This is a genomic window from Heliomicrobium gestii, assembly GCF_009877435.1.
GTDB lineage: Bacteria > Bacillota > Desulfitobacteriia > Heliobacteriales > Heliobacteriaceae > Heliomicrobium > Heliomicrobium gestii.
Genome location: NZ_WXEX01000018.1, coordinates 26,191 through 43,940, shown reverse-complemented (window position 1 = coordinate 43,940; position 17,750 = coordinate 26,191). Strand labels below are relative to the sequence as shown.

The 17,750-nt window shown below is 58.4% G+C and carries 13 protein-coding genes and 1 pseudogene; 3 read left to right on the top strand and 11 right to left on the bottom strand.

All coding sequences use genetic code 11. The features are described 5' to 3' along the window. Nucleotides 1-26: 26 nt before the first annotated feature. The 5 genes and pseudogenes from GTO89_RS15970 to GTO89_RS15955 form a co-directional block, all read right to left on the bottom strand. Nucleotides 27-1,928, bottom strand: coding sequence for an NADH-dependent [FeFe] hydrogenase, group A6 (locus GTO89_RS15970; protein WP_161263099.1), 1,902 nt, complete (start codon nucleotides 1,926-1,928; stop codon nucleotides 27-29). Beyond that, a complete protein-coding gene (gene nuoF, locus GTO89_RS15965; RefSeq protein WP_407929501.1) occupies nucleotides 1,925-3,841 on the bottom strand; it encodes an NADH-quinone oxidoreductase subunit NuoF in 1,917 nt (638 codons plus the stop codon). The genes GTO89_RS15970 and nuoF overlap by 4 nt, the downstream gene beginning before the upstream one ends. Nucleotides 3,842-4,195: 354 nt before the next feature. After that, nucleotides 4,196-4,372, bottom strand: a pseudogene (locus GTO89_RS17535) (NADH-quinone oxidoreductase subunit NuoE family protein); the annotation flags it as partial. A gap of 305 nt (nucleotides 4,373-4,677) precedes the next feature. Continuing rightward, nucleotides 4,678-6,018 (bottom strand): DUF2087 domain-containing protein, encoded by a 1,341-nt coding sequence (locus GTO89_RS15960; protein ID WP_161263097.1) that lies wholly within the window; start codon nucleotides 6,016-6,018, stop codon nucleotides 4,678-4,680. Between the two features lie 224 nt (nucleotides 6,019-6,242). Then, entirely contained in the window at nucleotides 6,243-7,376 is a 1,134-nt protein-coding gene (locus GTO89_RS15955) for an iron-containing alcohol dehydrogenase (RefSeq protein WP_161263096.1), read from the bottom strand. Between the two features lie 77 nt (nucleotides 7,377-7,453). Here GTO89_RS15955 and GTO89_RS15950 point away from each other — a divergent pair, with 77 nt between their 5' ends. After that, nucleotides 7,454-7,813 (top strand): nitrous oxide-stimulated promoter family protein, encoded by a 360-nt coding sequence (locus tag GTO89_RS15950; protein ID WP_161263095.1) that lies wholly within the window; start codon nucleotides 7,454-7,456, stop codon nucleotides 7,811-7,813. Between the two features lie 376 nt (nucleotides 7,814-8,189). Here the strand turns inward: GTO89_RS15950 and GTO89_RS15945 are convergent, their stop codons facing one another. Then, nucleotides 8,190-8,837, bottom strand: a complete 648-nt coding sequence (locus tag GTO89_RS15945; protein WP_161263094.1) for a class I SAM-dependent methyltransferase — start codon at nucleotides 8,835-8,837, stop codon at nucleotides 8,190-8,192. Nucleotides 8,838-8,909: 72 nt separating this feature from the next. Then, nucleotides 8,910-9,443, bottom strand: coding sequence for a MarR family winged helix-turn-helix transcriptional regulator (locus GTO89_RS15940; RefSeq protein WP_161263093.1), 534 nt, complete (start codon nucleotides 9,441-9,443; stop codon nucleotides 8,910-8,912). 278 nt (nucleotides 9,444-9,721) lie between these two features. On the opposite strand from GTO89_RS15940, the gene GTO89_RS15935 reads away from it, so the two are divergent. Next, entirely contained in the window at nucleotides 9,722-10,165 is a 444-nt protein-coding gene (locus GTO89_RS15935; protein ID WP_161263092.1) for a hypothetical protein, read from the top strand. A gap of 275 nt (nucleotides 10,166-10,440) precedes the next feature. On the opposite strand, the gene GTO89_RS15930 is transcribed toward GTO89_RS15935, so the two are convergent. From GTO89_RS15930 to GTO89_RS15915, 4 genes are all read right to left on the bottom strand, one after another. Then, a complete protein-coding gene (locus tag GTO89_RS15930; RefSeq protein ID WP_161263091.1) occupies nucleotides 10,441-11,772 on the bottom strand; it encodes an FAD-dependent thymidylate synthase in 1,332 nt (443 codons plus the stop codon). 320 nt (nucleotides 11,773-12,092) lie between these two features. Then, nucleotides 12,093-13,565: an esterase-like activity of phytase family protein gene (locus GTO89_RS15925; RefSeq protein WP_161263090.1), complete on the bottom strand. Its 1,473-nt coding sequence runs from the start codon at nucleotides 13,563-13,565 to the stop codon at nucleotides 12,093-12,095. 163 nt (nucleotides 13,566-13,728) lie between these two features. Continuing rightward, on the bottom strand, nucleotides 13,729-14,808 hold the full coding sequence (gene msrB / locus GTO89_RS15920) for a peptide-methionine (R)-S-oxide reductase MsrB (protein WP_161263102.1): 1,080 nt from the start codon (nucleotides 14,806-14,808) through the stop codon (nucleotides 13,729-13,731). Nucleotides 14,809-14,947: 139 nt separating this feature from the next. Further along, nucleotides 14,948-16,606: a glutamine--tRNA ligase/YqeY domain fusion protein gene (locus tag GTO89_RS15915; protein ID WP_161263089.1), complete on the bottom strand. Its 1,659-nt coding sequence runs from the start codon at nucleotides 16,604-16,606 to the stop codon at nucleotides 14,948-14,950. Nucleotides 16,607-16,917: 311 nt separating this feature from the next. Here GTO89_RS15915 and pdxK point away from each other — a divergent pair, with 311 nt between their 5' ends. After that, nucleotides 16,918-17,730 carry a pyridoxine/pyridoxal/pyridoxamine kinase gene (pdxK, locus tag GTO89_RS15910; RefSeq protein WP_161263088.1) on the top strand — a complete coding sequence of 271 codons (813 nt, stop codon included), beginning with the start codon at nucleotides 16,918-16,920 and terminating at the stop codon, nucleotides 17,728-17,730. The last annotated feature ends 20 nt before the right edge of the window (nucleotides 17,731-17,750 follow it).

Genomic DNA, 17,750 nt, shown 5'->3' with positions numbered 1-17,750 from the left:
TTATATAGTCTTAATTTTCCTGAAGTCTACCCCTTGCAATCCGGCGCGCCAAGGCTCGGATATCTCCCCCGTTCCCGGTACCCATGGGTATGGAGCAGCTTTTTCGCCAGCTCGCTGCCCGGTTGCCCCAGGATCTCCCGGTAGAGGCGACGGACCGTCGGGTTTTCATGGCTGTAGCGCAGGCTCTTGCGGCTGTCGATGTCATAGAGGGCGTCGGCCCGGTCATGGCGGTAGTCAAGGGAGATCTTCTTGTGATCCCGTCCGCCCAGGATCGGCTGGCCGCCGCCGCCGACACAGCCGCCGGGGCAGGCCATCACCTCGATGAAGTCGATCTTCTCGCCCGCCTCCAGCGCCTCAAGGACACGGCGGGCGTTGCCGGTCCCATGGGCGACAGCCACATGGATGTCATGGTCAGCGAGCTTCACATGATGCAGCTTCAGCCCCGTCTCGCCGCGGATCTCCCGGAACTCGACGGGCGGCGGCCCATCGACGAGGCTGCGCGGGTTGGCGGCGCGGGCGAGGACCCAACTGGTCGTCCGCAAGGTCGCCTCCATCACGCCGCCGGTGGCGCCGAAGATGGCGCCGGCGCCGGTCGCCTCGCCAAAAGCGGAGTCGAAGGACTCATCGGGCAGGCGCTTAAAATCGATGCCAGCCTCGCGGATCATGCGCACCAGTTCGCGCGTGGTGAGGACGTAATCCACATCGGGCCGCTGCCCGTCGCCGTGCTCCGGCCGGGCGGCTTCGTACTTTTTGGCGGTGCAGGGCATGACCGCCACCGAGATGACCTTTTCCGGCGGCAGGTTGCGCTCCTTATGGTAGTGGGCCCGCGTCAAGGCGCCGAACATGGCCATGGGCGATTTGCAGGTGGACAGGTTGGGGATGTACTTGGGATAGTAGTGTTCGACCAGCTTGATCCAGGCGGGACAACAGGAGGTGAAAAAGGGCGTCCGCCCTTCCTCAAAGCGGCCCAAAAACTCATAGGCCTCCTCGACGATGGTCAAGTCGGCGGCGAAATCGGTCGCCAGTACCTGATCGAAGCCGAGGCGGCGCAGCGCCGCCACCAGTTTTCCCGTCACCTTCGTCCCCACGGGCAGGCCAAAGGCTTCCCCCAAGGTGACCTGGATCGACGGCGCCGTTTGCACGACCACATGGACGGTCGGGTCGGCGAGGGCCTTCCAGACGTCGTCGATGGATTCTTTTTCCGTCAACGCGCCCACCGGGCAGGAGAGCACGCACTGGCCGCACATGATGCAGGCCGTATCGCCCAGGTCGGCGTTAAAGGCCGGGGCGATGATGGTGTCAAAACCGCGCTCCTGGGCGGCGATGACATGGTTCTCCTGCACCTTGGCGCAGATGCTCTCACAGCGGCGGCAGTGAACGCACTTGTTCGGGTCATGGCGGATTGAGGGGTTGTTGTCCTGCACCGGCTGCCGGCGCGCCTCCCCTTGCGTCTCGATGCGGCGGATGCCCAGATCCTCGGCGATGTTCTGCAACTCGCAGTTTAGGTTCCGGATGCAGGTCGTGCACTCGCGCTGGTGGTCGGAAAGGATCAACTCCACCACCCGTCGGCGAGCCTTGCGCACACGGGGACTGTGGGTGCGCACCTTGAGCCCCTCGGCGACAGGGTAGACGCAGGCGGCTTGCAGCGCCCGCTGGCCCTCCACCTCGACGAGACAGACGCGACAGGCGCCGATCTCGTTGATCTCCCGAAGGTAGCAGAGGCTGGGGATGTGGATGCCGGCCTCGCGGGCGGCGTCAAGGACGGTGGCGCCCACCTCGGCGTCAACGGGCTGGCCGTCGATCTCCAACCGGACCTTTTTGGGGCCGAAAAAAGCCGACGGTTTCGTGTGCTCCTCCGGGTGCTCCTCGCCAGGGTCCCAGCCCAGCATGTGGGGCAGCAATGCTTCTTCCAAATGGCGTTTCATCATGCTCCCTCCTGGGCGATGCATTTGGCCGGGCATTTCTGGGCGCAAGCGCCGCAGGCGACGCAGCGCTCGGCGTCAATGACGAAGGGTGTCTTGCGCGCCTCGCCGTGGATCGCCTCGACGGGACAGAGGCGGACACAGAGGCCGCAACGACGGCATTTTTCTGCGTCGATGCGGTACTTGCCTTTGGGCTTCAGGGCGGCGCAGACGCCGGCGGGACAGCGTTTTTCCCGGATGTGGGCCTCATACTCGTGGCGGAAGTAGCGCAAGGTGCTCAAGACCGGGTTGGGCGCCGTCTGACCAAGGCCGCAGAGAGAAGCCTCGCGGATGTCGCGGCCCAACTCCTCGAGGCGATCCAGGTCGTCCATCTCGCCCTTGCCCTCGGTGATGGCGGTGATGATCTCGAGGAGGCGTCGCGTGCCGATGCGGCAGGGGGTGCACTTGCCGCAGGATTCGTCCTGGGTGAACTCCAGGTAGAAGCGGGCGATGTCGACCATGCAGTCCCTCTCGTCCATGACGATGAGACCGCCCGATCCCATCATGGAGCCGACGGCGATCAGGCTGTCATAGTCGATGGGGGTGTCCAGATACTGCGCCGGCAGGCAGCCGCCGGAGGGGCCGCCGGTCTGAACGGCCTTGAAGGCCCTGCCGCCGGGGATGCCGCCGCCGATGTCATAGATGATCGTGCGCAGCGTCGTGCCCATGGGCACCTCGATAAGGCCCGTGTTGTTGATCTTGCCGGCCAGGGAAAAGATCTTGGTGCCCTTGCTCCGTTCGGTTCCCATGGCGGCGTACCAGCCGGCGCCGTTGACGATGATCTGGGGAATGTTCGCGTAGGTCTCCACGTTGTTGAGCAGCGTCGGCTTGCCCCAGAGGCCGCTCAGCGCCGGGTAAGGCGGGCGGGTGCGCGGCTCGCCCCGCTTGCCGCTGACCGAGCGGAGGAGGGCCGTCTCTTCGCCGCAGACGAAGGCGCCCGCGCCGAGGCGCAGTTCGATGTCAAAGGAAAAGCCTGTTCCGAGGATATCTTCGCCAAGAAGTCCCCTCTGCCGGGCCTGGTCGATGGCCACCTCCAGCCGGTGGACGGCGACGGGGTACTCGGCCCGGACATAGACGTAGCCCTGGCGAGCGCCGATGGCGTATCCGGCGATGGCCATCGCCTCCAAGACGGCATGGGGGTCACCTTCGAGGATGGAGCGGTCCATGAAGGCGCCCGGATCGCCCTCGTCAGCGTTGCAGACAACATACTTGGGCGAATCGGGCGCAGCGGCCGTAAAGGCCCACTTGCGGCCCGTCAAAAATCCGGCGCCGCCGCGGCCGCGCAGCCCTGACCGGGTCACCTCGTCGACAACCTGCTCGGGCGTCAGCGCCGTCAGCGCCTTGGCGAGTCCCCCGTAGCCGCCGCTGGCCAGGCAATCGTCGATATCCTCGGGATCGATGACACCGCAGTTGCGCAAGGCCACCCGGTGCTGGGGGTGAAAAAACTCGTTCTCATCGATGGTCCGGCGGGAAGCGCCTTCGGGCGGGTGCTTGTAGAGCAGCCGCTCAATGACCTCCCCTTGACCGATATGGCGTTCCACGATCTCTTTGGCGTCACCAGGGTCCACCTGGCAGTAAAAGACCCGTTCCGGGTGAATGACGACGACAGGACCCAGTTCGCAAAAGCCGAAACAGCCGGTGGGAACGACGGTTGTCTCCTGATCGCGGCCGCAACGGGCGAGTTCACGCTGCAAGGCTTGGCGCAGTTCGACGCTGCGCGAGGAGGTGCAGCCTGTACCGGCGCAGACGAGGATCTGGCGAGATGTCGACGGTGCGGCGGCAACGGAAGCGAAGTCGGGGAGTTTGGAGAGTTGCTCTTTTGAGAGTCGTTGAAAAAAGCGGGCGGCATGGCGCTCGCGGGACGCTGTCAGGTCTTCGATGGTGCCGATGGGGGACGCGACGATAGGAGATTTCTCTTCCCTATCTTCCGTGATATGTACGTCCCGCTCATCGTGATCGCTCCGGTTCCGGTAGCTGGCGAGCAGCGCCGGCACATCGGCGGCCTTCATGCGACCGTGCACCTCGCCGTCGATGACGATGGCCGGCGCCAGGCCACAGGCGCCGACGCAACGCGTATCGGTCAGGGTGAACATCCCGTCGGCCGTCGTCTGGTCCAGGTCGATGTCCAATTCTTTTTTGATCGCGCTCAGCACCTCCGGCGCCCCTTTGACGTAACAGGCCGTGCCCATACAGACGCTGATGCTGTGTTTCCCTTTCGGTTGCCGGTGAAAGAGGCTGTAAAAGCTGACCACGCCGGCGACCTCGCCGACAGGCAATCCCATCCGCTCGGCCACGCGGCATTGCACCGCCTCGGGAAGGTAACCGAAGATCTCCTGCGCTTGCTGCAACAGGCGAATCAATTGGCCGGGACTGTCTTTATAGCGATCGATGACCTCATCGAGCAATCGCATCTTCTCGCGGTGCTGGTCATCCTCTGGCGTCATCGGTGATCGGACCATCGGCGCGCGCTCCTTTCCGTTCCGGGTTGCGAATCAAAAAGAGGATCGATTTTTCCGATACGTGAATTATATCACTTTTTTTGCAAGATTTGTTCATCTCGCTTTGTCCCGCATTTGGCCGGCCTTTCGATAAAAAAAGAACCGCCATCCCCCTAGCGCTTAGAGAGACGGCGGTATGCCCACGCGTTTTCTGTCACATAACGATGCTTTTTTTCGTTTCGTCCTGTTTCACCATCGCGTCGCTATCGGGGCGTCCATCATTCGTTATACCCTTTGTCCCCATAGGGCTGCAGCTTTTCCTTCCAGTGCCGTTCCATCTCCTGCAGCACCTCTTCGACGGCGCGCCGGTTCTGGCGCTCCTCTTCTTCCAACTCGAGCGTTTCGAGCACTTCAAAGGCGAAGTTCTCGGCCCCCTGTTCCTTCCAATCCTTCAACAGTTCCGGGTTCTCATGAACGCCCTGCGAGAGCATGAAGCGGTTGCGGTTGAACACCGCCTCCGTGTTTCGCGAGCTGCCGATAAAGCGTTTATCGTTGAACTTATTTCGAATCTGGAACACGCCGATGGTCGGCGCCTGCTCCTTGTAGGCGAGCTTCTTCTGCTTTCGACTTTCCTTATCCATCGGATCCGCACCTTCTTTCTGAATTGGCAAAGCCTTCTCTACTTCCTCCAAAGCTCCGCTGGTTCGATCACCGGTCTGATCGCCGCTCGCCGCCGTTTTTCCCGCGCCCTTGGGTTGCGATTTGGCCGCTGTGCTCGCTTCGAAAGGTCTGCTCAACTGGGGAAGGGCGCTCTCCTGTTGACTGTCCTTCCCGGCGCTAGCGGCGTCGTCTATGGAAATGCCGGGCTTGACCCAGTAGGCGCTGCCGTCGGCGGTGCGCTCCAGAAAACCGTACTCGATGAGATAGCGGCGGAGGGTGGCGTAATCGTGGCCAACCGGTTCGAGCATCCCGTTGACCTCCTTCTCCGTATAGGTCCGTCCGGGCGCAAAGCGCCGGCTGATGTGTTTCACGAGGATCAGCCGCTTTTTCTCCTGTTCGGGAAAATGAGTGATGGGACCGTCGAGCCCTTCGGCGAAACACTTATGCAATACTTCGGCGTATTCCCCTTCGGTGATGGCGTAACGGTCATCGAGGGGATGGGCGCCCTGGGGAAAGGGAACGAGCCGCGATTGTTCGGGCGCGCCCTCCCGCAGCAGTTCCATGATGGCCAACAGGATCTTGGCCTGTTTCTCCTTCTCCCGGAACTGAAAGCGGTGATTGCGGACGGTGGAAGGACTCCCACCCAAACGGGCGAGGACCTCCTTATCGTCATGGCCGTGGTAAAAGAGCCGGATCAGCATCTGCTGGTGCTCTGTCAAACCTGTGTACTTTTTGTCCATGCCAATCAAGTGTTCAAACATGGACCCGTGCTCCTGCCGGATGTGCAGTTCCGCCGCCTTGCGGGCATCATAGAGGAGACCGTCAAGGGGGTAGATCCGGCCTCGCTGAAAGGCCTGGCCGCAAACCAGGCAGATGTGGCTGTCCCGGCCTTCGTCGAACAGATATCCTCGTTTCAATTCGTCAAGGGATGCATCCCAGAAACGCTTCAGTAAATCCATCGGTTATTCACTCCAAGTGTTTATTGAATTCGTAGACATATTATCATTATATCTATATCCAGTCAAGCCGCCGCGTTGTTTTGCCGATTGGGGCAAAAGAAAACCCGGAACGCGCCGATTCGGTCACGTTCCGGGGTGTTTCTTCGCAATGTCCGATTGTCCCAATTTCCTGATGCCCGGATGTCCTGATGTCCAGGAAAAAAGATCGTCCAGTTCGCTGAGCCTTAGCCGAAAAAGAGTTGGCGCAGCAACGAGGCCATCTCGGCCGTGCTCACCGGCGCCGGGTTGACCCGCGTGGAGCCCTTCATGGCGTTTTCAACCAGTTCATCAAAGGCGGCCTCAACATCCTGCTGTGAAAGCCCCGCCTCCCGGAAAGATGCGGGAATATGGAGCTGCCGGTTCAGCCGCTCCACGGCGTCGATAAAATCGGCCTCGCCGATGCTCTTCGCCAGCCGCTGCAACCGGTTGCGCACCTCGGCATCGCGGCTGTTGTACTGAAGCACCTGGGGCAGTACAATGGCGTTGATCAAGCCGTGGCCGAGGCCGAAGCGCCCGCCGACGGCGTGGGCGATGCCGTGGGCCATGCCGAGCCCCACATGGCTGAAGGCCAATCCCGCCATGCACTGATAGATGTGCATGTTTTCACGGCTTTCCGGCGCGCCTTCCCGGTAGGAAGCCGGCAAATTGGCGAAAATCCCCTCGACAGCGCCGCGGGCCAGCGGCTCCAAAAAGGCGTCCATGCGCGTGTTGATGTAGCACTCGACGGCATGGGTCAGGGCGTCCATGCCCGTCTCGGCGACGATGTTCGGCGGCATGGTCAGGGTCAGGTCGGGATCGAGGATCGCCACATCGGGGATCATGGCCGTCGTTTTGAGCCCGATCTTCAGGTTCTGTTCCCGGAAGGTGATCACCGCCGCCTTGGTCACCTCGCTGCCGGTCCCCGATGTGGACGGCGCAGCCACAAAGGTGAGCTTTTGCCGCCGCTCTGGCAGTTCCCGCGATAAGACGTTGCCAAAATTCAACTCCGGGTATTCATAGAACAAGGCCATGGCCTTCGCGGCATCAAGGGGGGAGCCGCCGCCGACCGCCACGAGCAGGTCGGGGCCAAAGGCCCGCATCGCGTCGACCCCCGCCTCTACGGCCGTTGTGTCGGGGTTGGCGCCGATGCCGCCATGGACAAGGGTCTCACAGCCCTTGTCGCGGAGCATCGCCTCGATCTTTGCGATCGTTCCGTTGGCGTACATGGAGCGGCCGCCGGTCACGATGAAGGCCTTTTTCGCCGGAATCGTCCCGATATACCCGATGGATCCCCGGCCGGTGACGATGGCCTGGCCACCGAGGACCATTTTATTGAACATCTTCCATAACCCCTCTTTTCGATCGTTCCAGATTCAGAGCTGCCATTTTACCATCTGTGCAAAGGAAAGGAACGCCTATGAGCCGTTTACGCCGCATCGAACGAGAAAAAAAGACTGTTCACGCCATGATCCGCCTCTCCTGCGCCCGCCGTCACCATCATCCCGAGGGCCTCTGCGACGATTGCCGCTCGCTCCTGGATTACGCCTGGGCCCGCCTCGATCGCTGCGCCTTCGGCGACGACAAACCCACCTGCGGAAAATGCCCCATCCATTGCTACAAAAAGGATCGGCGTGACGCGATCATCGACGTCATGCGTTTTTCCGGACCGCGCATGGTCTGGACGAACCCGTTCCTCGCGCTCGGCCATGTCATCGACGGCTTTCGGCGCGTCCCGCCGCTGCCGTCGAAAGGGAAACGAGAAAATGGAGATCTCTAATGTAGCGTGGCCTCGAGGTTCTTTTGGAACGGTTCCACACATCGTCCGCCGCCGGGACCGTATATTTCCATCATAGACGAAAAAATGCGCAATCACAAGATTTGCCGTTGACTTGTCGCGATAAAAGCGAAAACTCCATTTGCAAAAAAGGTGAAAGGCGTCGAAATATTTACAAAAATAGCATCTTGTGGCATTCGATATTGTATTTTAAAATGAGGTATGCCCTTAGCTCCTCCCGAGAGAAAGCGATTCGCCAGCTTAAAGAGAAAATCTCAATTCGTAACCTCTTGTTGTGAGTCGATTCGGAAAAAAACAACCGTGCCCCAAAGGTCACGGTTGACAGAGACGATGCCCTCGTTCCAGTGCCAAAATCACGTTAGTTTGTTCGCCGGATGACGGCGAACCACATCTTTGGCCCTGCTTCTTGAAATGCGCCTGGATGTTTCGCTAAGAACTCCTGGTTTATTTCGCCAATAACCTGCTGGACCGATTCGATTTCCCACCCTTTCGCAAAAATTTCATATAACTCCTGTTCTGAAACTCCACCCTCGGGTGCTTCATCTGTAAAACTCAATAAAAAGAGTCGTCCACCCGGTTTCAACACGTGGGCTAACCCCTGGACATAGCGTGTTCGGTCCTGCCTTTGGTCTTCTTTGGAGTAGATGTGCAATAACCCGCTGTCGATAACGCTTGCGAAGCGCTCATTCCAATCGTTTAGCGTCATCGCATCTTTAACCAAGAAATTCACGGATACGCTTTGTTCTGCCGCTTTTATTCTGGCTCGTTGAATCGCGCTTTCAACAAAATCGATACCGGTCACTTCAAGCCCCCTCGCTGCAAAGAACAGCGCAGTGCTCCCGGTGCCGCATCCGGCATCAAGAACCGGGCTTTTAACTTGGTCGATAACCGTCAAATATGGCGCTTGTGGTTTTCCAATGTCCCATGGTGGAGTTGCATTATAATGTTCTGTAAAACCTTCATGGGCTGATGAATAGTTTTGCATCGTTTTCGGATCATACTTCATGGTTCATTCTCCTTTGCATTTGTAATTAAGTGTGAGAGGTCGGGCACCGACGGCTACGTCATCGCGCGTCCATTAAAATCCATCTCTTCGACGTCCATCAAATCCCATATGACGGTCCCCGAAAAAATGCGGATGTGGCCTATGTTCATCAGCGTCATTTTGTTCACCGCCAAGAGTTTCTTTTGCCGAAGCAATGAGACGGTCCAGGTAACCAGCTAAAATTTGCTGTTCCTCTTTGTTTAAGCATTGAAACATTTCATCGGCCGCGAGTTCTTGCGCACGATTTTGCTCAATCGAAGCGATTGCTTTTGCGCCTTCGCTCGTCAGCTTAATATCCATTGCGCGCCGGTCTTCAGCAGACGGGGTACGGGTGATATAACCGTTTTGCTCCAGTTTCGCCAATAATTCCCCCATGGATTGCGGACGTATGCCCAGCAGATAGGAGAGCTTTTTTTGACTCATTTCGGGTTCCATTTTGAGCAAAGCCAGAATTCTGCCTTGCCCACGATAAGGGTCTTGAAGGTGGCTTGCCCCCCTTTGATGGTGCTTTTGGATAAACAAGCGGCTAAGTGTGATGAACCTTTCCGTCAAACTACCTTTGTCCATGTCATTTCCTCCTCCTTTAACTTTACTAAGGTACCTTAATTTCATTATACAGGTACCTTAGTAAAGTGTCAACAATATTTACGAAGTGGGCCAAGAAAAAAGTTAGCCGCCGCTTAGTGTATTGAGACCCTAGGCATGCAAATGAGTTGACCCCAATCATAGCCGTTTACAACATCGTTCTTCGTGGCTGGCTCTGCAGTATTCCCCAGGAGGAGCTAAGGGTATACCGTTATTTTAAAATCATGTTCAGGAACAAGGATGCAAAGGAGGATTATTCCGTGAGGAAAAAAGCGGGGTATTTAATTGCAATCGCTTTAGTAACAGTCATTTTAAGCTCAGTAGTTTATGCTTCATATGTGTCTCCCATCTATGATCAGGAGGGTGACGAAAGCGCTCTTGCCCGGATTGTTCAGACAGAGGCAGGCTCATCCTTAGAAAAAATTAAAATGAAACAAATTGATCGCTTTTTAGAAAACGTTAAGATTGACAAGAGATATCGGGATCATGACAAAAGTAGTCTAAAAAAGAAATATGAAGAGCTCCAAGAAAACAATCCGATTCTAGACTACAACATTATCGATACAAAAATAATTGATAGGAATAATGCCGAACTAATGATTGAGTTTAAATATCCTGCTGGAGCACAAAAGGTTAGACTACAGGCTGTACAGGAAAACAACAAATGGCTATTGGTATTGCCCGGCTCTTTGGTGCATGATTAGGCTATAAGGTGGTTTACCGGTGACCGCCCTTCAACACCCCTCTCCGGGGTGTTTTTACTTTTAGAATTTCTTCCCCGCCCTCTCACTGAACCGATGCACACTCATGATCTTCGGCCAGACGAAAAAAAACCGGTTCGACTACTCAAGGTCGTACCGGGGGTTCGCATCCATCGTTCCTTCTCTTTTCGCCTCATCTGTGCGATACGTTTACGAGATATACCTCTACGAGCCATCCGCCCCTCGGCCAAACTCAACCTTTTCTGCAACCCATCTCGTCAATGGCTCGGCAAAAACCGTTCTCTCACTTCCGCTTGCCGCCCGCAACTCAGCTTCCCCTCTCTGCACTTACCCAGCACACAGGACGGAAGGGCTCGTTCATAGAGCACAGGGGACAGGGAGCGCAACATCTTCAGCTTTTTGATCGCCAGTTCGCGGATCTCCCACTGGGCGTTCATGCAGGTGCGGTCTGACAGCATGCCGATGTCGATCCTGGCGTTCGTGGCGATGATCAGCTTGATCTGATCGCAGTTGAGCAAGCAAGACAAGGCGTATTCATCGCCATACTTCTGCGCAATAATCTGGCGCCATCGCTTGCACTCCTCGACGAGTTCCATAAATTCCGTATAAAAGGGCGACTGCCGGATGCTGTCGGGGACTTTAACGGGCCTGCCGGCGTCCCGGATCAATTCAGCCAGATCCTCGCGGTAATTTTGGCTGAGCCGGTGACGAAGCTGCTGGTGGTAGGTGACAAGACTGCACATCATGCCAAAGGTCGTCCGGGCCTGTTCGGCGATGCTCTCATGACCATACCCCAGAACGCGCTCCGCCACCCCCCTGGCCTTGCTCGCCGCCTCAGCGCCAAAACGGGCGATCTCCTGGGAGGGCGTGTTTTTCGAGGTGCTCGTCAAGGCGCCAAAACCGACCTTCAGATCCAGGTCGTTGAAACGGCTCAGCAAGACCAGGTTGTTTTCGGCGTCGATCCGTTCGAGATCGTCCCGGTAAAAATCCCGGATCCTCTCGCCGGCGGCGCCGCTGTCATATTCCGCCGGCAACAGGGATGTCAGCGCCTCCGGCAGGAGCGCAGCCAGTTCGCTGCCGATCTCGGCAAAGATGGCGCCGTGCTTCTTGTCATGAAGCAGCCGGAAGAATTCAACCAGTTTGTCGCCGGACATGGCCACGGAGACGTTGGTCTTCGTCGAAAGGGGCAGGATGTAGCGGGCATCTTCGATGGGGATGCCATAACGGTAATTTTCTGCTTTGGGCCTTCCCTTGGCCGTTGGATCCTTCAATTGGGACATCTGCCCATATAACCGGAACGCCCGTTGGGTGATTTCCTCCGTCTTTTGCCGGTCCTCCCGGTCGAGTCGGGGCAACCGGTAAGCGTCGGCGTCCATGGTGACGTAGCGCTGGCTTTGCTGCACGTAGGAGTCCTTCAGTTCGCAGATCAGGGTGCTCTGCACCCGATCGATCCCTTCCAGCGTGAAGGAGATATTCAGCGTGTTCAGCGCCTGTCTCAAGGCCGGTTCATCGATGGCGTTGATCCCGTTTCGCTCGATCCACGTGGCGATCCGATCCATCCCGGTGGCTTCAAAATTTGCGATAATCATCCTAAACCTCGTTCTCTTCGTACATCCATTTCGGATTGATTGTGCCGTTCAACGCACTCTATCGGTCTGATTTTCTCTCCGATTCAGTGCGTCAGTGCGATTCACCGCATCTCTCTGCAACGAATTCACCAAGCCGGTATCCCATCCCTGCTGCTGGCGCCGCTGGGCGATGACGATGTCGATGGCGATGGCGGTTCCGATTCATGTTACTATGCCGGCCCCCTCGACGGCAAGATTCTAAGGGAGGGCCGTAAAAAAGCCCCGCAGGGAGGCGCGCCTTTTTCCAGGCGTCCTTCTTGCGGGGCCGCATTTTTTCCGAACTATTTCAAGGTGTAGGGCAACTCAAAGGTCCACAGTTGGGTGAGCGCTCCAGTCGAACTGGCCGGGTCGACGCCGAAGTCGTTGTCGTTGATCACGGCCAGGGTCTTGCCGTCGACGAGGGCGACGCCTTCCATCTTCTCGAAGGGATAAGCGCTGTCGACCAGGTTGACGATGGTCCGCTTGAGCGGCGGGGTGACGCCCGCTGCCTCCATCCCCTCTACGGTCATCTGTTCCAGCGCCGGCTGGCCCTCTGCTGGCGTGTCGAAACGCCCGAGGATGTTCGTCGCCCGGCTCAGGTCGGCCAGGTAAATCTTTTTCAGTTGGGCGGCGGCGCCGGCGTTCTTGTCCCGCTCATCGACGAGAACCCTATGTTCATTGACGGCGACGATATCCGAGAGGACGATGTCGAACTGTTTGAGTCCTTTGAAGGATTTGGCGTCATCGGCGAGATAGGCGAATTCGCCCACCGCTTGGCCTGTGGCGGCATTCAGCTTGAGGATCCGGTAGGCCCGCGATTTGCGGGTCTCCTTATCGGGGTTCATGGGAGGATTCTGGATGACGGCGAACATCCACTTGCCGTCGGGGGTGATGCTGACACCCTCAAAGCCGCGGTTGATGTTTCGCTTGGCGTAGACGGCGGGGATGGTCTCTTTGAGGGGCACTTCCGGCGAGTTCAGTTTCGCGGCGTCACCGGCCGGGACGAGGCGCTGCAGGAGCGTGCCGTCCCGCTTGACCTGGACCAGGCTGGGACGGTACTCGTCACAGAGCCAAAAGGTGTCATCGGCGGGATTGTAGGCGATGCCTTCCACGTCCAGGCCGTAGGGGTCAAGGGGAAGCAACTGCTTGCCCGTCTCGTCATAAGGCTTTTCATCGCTGTCAATGTTGGAAATGCCGGAGATGTAGGGGGTCTTGGTGATGGGGTCAACGCCCTTGGCCAGTTTCAGGGGGATGCTCTCCAGCACCTTGATCTCGTCTTTTTCGAGAGCGATCTTATAGATGGTGGGCGTAAAGGCAGCGATGGGGAAGGTGCGGCGCGTCTCGCCGTCGATGTCGACCTCGCCGTTGGGACCGCGATCGGTGCTCGAATAGAAGATGTTCGGCGGGTCGGACGGCAGGTGAACGAGGGAGGAGCCCATGCCCATCTTGGCGCCTTTGCCCAGGTCGGCGGGGTTCTTCAGGGTGTACTTGCCTGTCAGGCGCGCCTTTTCGGTCAATTGAGCCGTGCCGGAGAGGGGATCCCAATCGACATATTTGTTGTCCATATCGGCCAAGGCCCGCAGGGGCAGGTACAATCGCCCGTCCACATTCACCGGCGCATCCTTCATCGTCACTGTGTTCCCGTTGACGGTTATGCTCACATCGCTGGGCACGGCGACCCTCGCCGCGTCGTCATCGGCCCAGACCGGGCTGGCTCCCATCAGCAGGGCGCCAGACATGATCAGGGCAGCAGCTTTTATGGTTTGCTTCTTCATCCATGTTCCTCCTCGACGTTTCCCTATCGGGCTGCCTTGCTGTGAACCGGGCGTCCGTCGCCCGGCCGGCGGCATCCAATCGACCCCATTATAAGGACGGGAGGACAAGCCAGTGTTACGTTCAGGTTAAAATGGGATTATTTTTTTGGCCAAACGCCGGCTGTCATCTTCCCCGTTCAAACAGCCGACGGTAGTCGCCGTAGCCCTCTTTTTCCAGATCCTCTTTGGGAATAAAGCGCAGCGCCGCCGAGTTGATGCAGTAGCGAAGCCCGCCTGGCGCCGGGCCGTCATCGAAGACATGGCCGAGGTGGGAATCGCCGTTGCGGCTGCGCACCTCCGTGCGGATCATGCCGTGGCTGCTGTCGTTCCGCTCCGCAATGTTTTCTTCATGAAGGGGCTGGGTGAAGCTGGGCCAGCCGCAGCCGGAGTCAAACTTCTCCAAGGAACTGAAGAGGGGCTCGCCGGAGACGATGTCGACATAAATGCCTTCGCGCTTGTTGTCCCAGAACTCATTGCGGAAGGGGGGCTCGGTGGCGTTGTTCTGGGTCACCTCGTACTGGATGGGAGTGAGCCGTTGGCGCAGGTCTGAGTGGTCCTTCTCCATCGTGCCTTTCACCGGTTGGCTTTTCGCCGGTTGATCTTTCGCCAGTTGGTCTTTCGATGGTTGGCCTTTCTCAGGTTGAACCTTTCCCCGAACACTCTTCTTCCAATGATGGGCGATGAAGGCGTCCCGCCCCGAACCGAGCCGGTAGAGGCCGTAGCGGATGGGATTCTTTTTATGATAGTCCTGGTGATACTCTTCAGCCAGATAGAAGGGGCCGGCAGGGAGGATGGGCGTCACGATGGGCTTGGCGAAGACACCCTCCCTTTCGAGCGCCCGCTTGGAGGCCTCCGCTGTTTCCCGCTGCGCTTCGTTGTGAAAAAAGATCGCTGTCCGGTAAGAGGAGCCGCGGTCATGAAACTGTCCCCCTGGATCAGTGGGATCGATCTGTTGCCAGTAGATGTCCAGCAGCTTTTTGTAGGGCAGGACATCGGGGTTGAAGGTGATCTGCACCGCTTCGTAATGGCCGGTCCGGTCGGCGCAGACCTCCTCATAGGTGGGATTCTCCGTCTTCCCGCCGGTGTAGCCCGAGACGACACGGATGATCCCGTCCATCTCTTCAAAGGGCGTCACCATGCACCAGAAACAGCCGCCGGCGAAGGTGGCCCGTTCCTGTTTCTCCTCTGGCGTTGATTTTTCCATGCCCATCACCTCGTTCACAGCTTTCCACCTCATTGCCTTGATTACGCCGCGCCCCCCGGCGCGATGAGAAAAAACCACCACCCCGTTCAGCAAGAATCCGTCGGGTGGTGGCATACTCGTTGTGCCTGGATGTTTGGTTTTACTTCGCCAGTTGGAAAGAACTCTTCAAGGAGACGATGTGGTTGAAGACCTTTTTCTCCTCCGTTGTCTCCTTCGGATCGACGTTGAAGTAGCCGTGACGGAAGAACTGGAACTTGTCTTGGCCCTTGGCTTCGACCATGTTGGGCTCCACGTAGCCTTGCCGCACTTCCAGGGAGTTGGGGTTGATCCGCTCCAGGAAGGGTTTGTCCTCGCCCGCCGTCTCGTCCAGGATCAGGGGCTCGTAGAGGCGGAACTCGGCCGGCAGCGCCCGGCTGGCCTCGACCCAGTGGATCGTCCCTTTCACCTTGCGGCCTTCGAAGCCGGAGCCGCTCTTCGTCTCCGGATCATAGGTGCAATGAAGCTCTGCGATGTTGCCCTCGGCGTCTTTGATCACATCGTGGCACTTGATGAAGTAGGCGCTTTTCAGCCGCACCTCGTTGCCGGGGAAGAGGCGGAAGTACTTCTTCGGCGGCTCCTCCATGAAGTCGTCCTGTTCGATGTAGATCTCCCGGGAAAAGGGGATCTGGCGGAGGCCCATCTCCGGGTTTTCAGCGTTGTTCTCCGCCTCCAGCATCTCGACCTGGCCTTCGGGGTAGTTGGTGATGACCACCTTCAAAGGGCGCAAAACGGCCATGGTGCGCGGCGCCTTCAGTTTCAGGTCCTCGCGGATGAAGTGCTCCAGCATCTTCGAGTCAACGGTGCTGTTGGCCTTGGCGACGCCGATCTCGCGGGCGAAGGCGCGGATCGCCTCCGGCGTGTAGCCGCGCCGGCGCAGGCCCGAGATGGTGGGCATGCGGGGGTCGTCCCAGCCGTCGACGATGGCTTCGTCGACGAGCTTTTTCAGCCAGCGCTTGCTCATGACCGTGTTCGTCAGGTTCAGGCGGGCGAACTCGTACTGGCGGGGGCGGCAGGCCATCTCGCACTCTTCGATCACCCAGTCGTAAAGGGGGCGATGATCCTCGAATTCGAGGGTGCAGATGGAGTGGGTGACGCCCTCGACGGCGTCCTCCAGGGGATGGGCGAAGTCGTACATGGGGTAGATGCACCACTTGTCGCCTGTGTTGTGGTGGCTGGCATGGGCGATGCGGTAGAGGACGGGGTCGCGCATGTTGATGTTCGGCGACGCCATGTCGATCTTGGCCCGCAGCACCTTCTCGCCGTCTTTGAACTCACCCTTGCGCATCCGCTCGAAGAGGTCCAGGTTCTCCTCAGCGCTCCGGTTGCGATGGGGGCTCTCCTTCCCCGGCTCGGTCAGGGTGCCCCGCATTTGGCGGATCTCCTCGGCCGACAGGTCATCCACATAGGCCTTGCCCTTTTTGATCAGGAGGACGGCGCGGTTGTACATCTCATCAAAATAATCGGAGGCGAAGAACAGCTTCTCCCACTCAAAGCCGAGCCAGCGCACGTCCTCTTTGATCGATTCAACGTACTCCGTGTCTTCCTTCACCGGGTTCGTGTCGTCAAAGCGGAGGTGGGTGCGGCCCTTGAACTCGTCGGCTACCTCGAAGTTGAGGCAGATCGATTTGGCGTGGCCGATGTGCAGGTAGCCGTTCGGCTCGGGCGGGAAGCGGGTGACGACCTCATCGACGCGGCCCGATTCTATATCCTCAAGGATGATGTTCTTGATAAAATTCGGCGGGAGTGATTTGCCTTCCACGACGCTCACCTTTCTCAAAAGAAATCCAGCGATTGGATTTTCTTGTTCGTCATTATTCTTATACAAATTGTAGTTTATCATAAGCGAAGACAGGCCCAAAAGAGTGAAAACGCCGGGCGCGCGATTTTTCCATTCAATAAGATATCGGCGCGCGCCCCTCATCCCCATTTTAGGTTGCGATCGCCGGATGGGTTGCTATAATTGAGGAAGACTTTCCGCCTGTCGCAGGGGCATATGTTCCTGCGACACTCGGGATACAAAACCATAGCACGCTTCAGTCGATTGACAGCAGTAACGAGGAGGAGCATCCCATGACGATTCCCAAGGCGTTAACCATCGCCGGTTCTGATAGCAGCGGCGGCGCCGGCCTTCAGGCCGATCTGAAAACCTTTCAAGAACTGGGCGTCTACGGCATGACGGCCATCACCACCATCGTCTCCATGGACCCGAAGGACTGGTCCCACAAGGTCTTCCCCATCGCCATCGAGACCTTGCAAGCCCAGTTGGACACGATCCTCTCCATCGGCGTCGATGCCATGAAGACAGGGATGCTCGGCACCCCGGAGATCGTCGAAGTGGCCGCCCGCGCCATCGACGAGCACAACCTGAAGAATGTCGTCGTCGACCCCGTCATGGTCTGCAAGGGCACCGATGAGGTGATGCAGCCGGACAACCTGGTCAGCCTGCGCGATGTGCTCGTGCCCCGGGCCACCGTCGTCACGCCGAACCTCTTTGAGGCGGCCCAGTTGAGCGGCCATGGGCCGATCAAGACCCTCGATGACATGAAAGAAGCCGCCGAAGCGATTCACAAGCTCGGCGTCGCCTATGTCCTGATCAAGGGAGGAGCCAAACTGGCCGGCGAAAGGGCCATCGACCTGCTCTACGACGGAAACACCTTTGAAGTCCTTGAGTCGGAGCGGTTCGACACCACCTACACCCATGGCGCCGGTTGCACCACCTCGGCGGCCATCGCCGCCGGCCTGGCCAAAGGCGATTCCGTCCGCGACGCCATCTGGACGGCCAAGAAGTTCATCACCGAGGCGATCCGTCTCGGCTTCCCCCTGAATGGCTATGTCGGCCCGACCCACCATGGCGCCTACCGGCAAAGCGGCTGCTGCTGCTAAAAGGGGCGCCGGTCCCGCCT